Origin of the sequence: Pseudonocardia nigra, assembly GCF_019396355.1 — a bacterium.
In the GTDB taxonomy this organism is placed as follows: domain Bacteria; phylum Actinomycetota; class Actinomycetes; order Mycobacteriales; family Pseudonocardiaceae; genus Pseudonocardia; species Pseudonocardia nigra.
Window position 1 is genome coordinate 1 of the sequence record NZ_JAHKRK010000395.1, and the last position, 2,607, is coordinate 2,607.

At 67.7% G+C, this 2,607-nt stretch carries 2 protein-coding genes; both read left to right on the forward strand.

The window, feature by feature from the left end:
* The first annotated feature begins 135 nt into the window (after nt 1-135).
* Entirely contained in the window at nt 136-675 is a 540-nt protein-coding gene (locus tag KME75_RS40825; protein ID WP_219420351.1) for an antibiotic biosynthesis monooxygenase family protein, read from the forward strand.
* Nucleotides 676-827: 152 nt separating this feature from the next.
* Nucleotides 828-2,318 carry a SulP family inorganic anion transporter gene (locus KME75_RS40830; RefSeq protein WP_219420352.1) on the forward strand — a complete coding sequence of 497 codons (1,491 nt, stop codon included), beginning with the start codon at nt 828-830 and terminating at the stop codon, nt 2,316-2,318.
* Nucleotides 2,319-2,607: the final 289 nt, after the last annotated feature.

A 2,607-nucleotide genomic window follows, 5' to 3' on the forward strand; every position in this document is an offset into this window, starting at 1 on the left:
CCTCCGGCTCGGACACCCCAAGATCACACCGCAGACCAGCCGATCATTCGTGATCGACACGCCACTGCCGCCAAGATCACACTGACCCCGACACGAGGTCACGCTCAAGATCGGGCTGAATGCTTACCCGCCACCGTGCTGTCAGCGTGGGAGAGTTCGCCGCTGCCCGCAGGTTTCCTGCACCTGAGCTGCCTACTCAGCGCTGACGGCGAGGTCGTCCTGACGTACTCCCAGTGGAGCAGCGAGGAGGCGCACTTCGCGTTCCTCGTGCCGGCTCTGCGCGACCCTCGGGACCCCCGGGTGAGCGGTGTCGAGCCGGTCCGATACCGGCTCTACCGCAGCATGCGCGACGAGCAGCAGACCGACACACCGCGCTGCGTGATCACCGCGACCTTCGACGTCGACGGGCCGGAGCGACAGCGCCACATCGTGGATCGACTCGTGGACGCCGCCGCCGCCATCGGGTCCCTACCGGGCGCGCTGTCCTCGCATTTCCACATCAGCACGGACGGCACGCGGGTGCTCAACTACGCGGAGTGGACGTCCATCGAGGACCACGACCGCGCGGCCGAGCACGCCGAACTGGATGAGCTGTACGAGATCAGCACGCAGACCCGTGGCGTGAGATCGACCCGCGGGCGGCTCTACCACCTCTACGGCGGCCTCGGCCGCTGACGACTCCTCCCTGCTCTCCTGACCGCGGGCATGCCGCGGTGTAGGGGTGATCACAGGACCACCAATTCTCCCCTCTCGTAAGGGTAGGGTCCCGAGCAGGTCGAGCCCCAGCGTGTGTGGCTCCCGCTCCCTCCTCCTGATCGAAAGTAGCGATGTCCCGTCCTGCCTTGCTTGCGCTGCGCCCTGCCCGCCCCACGTGGTTGTCCCCACGGATCCTGCGTACGGAGGTCCTCGCCGGGCTCGTCGTCGCACTCGCACTGATCCCGGAAGCGATCGCGTTCTCACTCGTCGCCGGGGTCGACCCCCGCGTGGGGTTGTTCGCGTCGTTCACGATGGCGGTGACGATCGCTTTCACCGGCGGCCGGCCCGCCATGATCACCGCAGCGACGGGCGCGATCGCGCTCGTCGTGGCACCACTTGCCCGTGAGTACGGCGTCGAGTACCTGCTCGCGGCGGTGGTACTCGGCGGACTGCTGCAGATCGCCCTGGCGCTCGTGGGCGTCGCTCGACTGATGCGGCTTCTTCCCCGCAGCGTCATGGTGGGCTTCGTCAACGCTCTGGCCGTCCTGATCTTCACATCACAGCTTCCCTACCTCATCGGGGTGCCGTGGACGGTGTACGCGTTGCTTGCGGTCGGGCTGGCGGTGATGATCGGGCTACCACGGCTGACCACCTCCGTTCCCGCTCCACTCGTGGCGATCGCCGGGCTGACCGCGTTCACGGTGGCGCTCGGGGTGACCGTGCCGACTGTCGGCGATCAGGGCGCGCTGCCCGACACCCTGCCGATGCTCGGCTGGCCCGCCGTTCCGCTGACGTTGGAAACACTGCGCATCATCGCGCCGTACGCCATGACGCTGGCTCTCGTCGGGCTCATCGAGTCGCTGATGACCGCCAAGCTCGTCGACGACCTCACCGACACCCACTCGGACAAGACCCGCGAATCCTGGGGTCAGGGCGTTGCCAACGTGGTGACCGGCTTCTTCGGCGGCATGGGCGGCTGCGCGATGATCGGGCAGACGATGATCAACGTGAAGTCCGGCGCGCGGACCAGGTTGTCGACTCTGCTCGCGGGCGTCTTCCTCCTCGTCCTGGTGGTGGCGCTCGGCTCCGTCGTGGCCCGGGTACCCATGGCCGCGCTGGTCGGGGTCATGATCATAGTGGCGATCGGCACCTTCGACTGGCACAGCGTCCAGTGGCGGACGCTGCGCAGGATGCCGAAGAGCGAGACCACAGTCATGATCGCGACGGTCGCAGTCACCGTCGCCAGCCACAACCTCGCCTACGGAGTCGGCGCCGGCGTGCTGGTCGCGACGGTGTTGTTCGCACGCCGGGTCGCCCACCTCGTCGAGGTGACCGACGTCGTCGATCCCGACGGCACGACCAAGATCTACCGCGTCAGCGGCCAGCTGTTCTTCGCTTCGAGCAACGACCTGGTCTTCCAGTTCGACTACGCCGGAGACCCGGACCACGTGGTGATCGACCTGTCCGCCGCCCACGTCTGGGACGCCTCGACCGTGGCAGCCCTCGACGCCATCACCACGAAGTACGAATCCCGCGGCAAGACCGCGACGATCACCGGCATGAACGAGTCGAGCAGCGTGCGGCACGCCGCACTGACCGGCAGGCTCGCCAACGCGCACTGACCCCCAGAACGCGCTTCCTGAACCCGCGCTGAGAGGCGACGTACTCTCACTTCACGTCACAGTAGAGTCGTCGTCGCGCGCGACCGTTCGGTACCCGCGCAGACGACCGGCTCCCACGAACGCAGCTGTCGGCATCCATCCGGCCCGAATCCCACCCGGTGAGGGAGAACGATGAGAACGCTGCGGGACACCTTCGACCCGCGCAGCAACAGCTTCGACCTCCTGCGCCTGCTGTTCGCCGCGCTGGTGGCCGTGGCGCACGGGATCGCGATCCGCACCGGGAGCCAGC

Coding starts and splice junctions, on each gene's coding strand:
- KME75_RS40830 (WP_219420352.1), top strand. CDS start 828: ATGTCCCGTCCTGCCTTGCTTGCGCTGCGCCCTGCCCGCCCCACGTGG.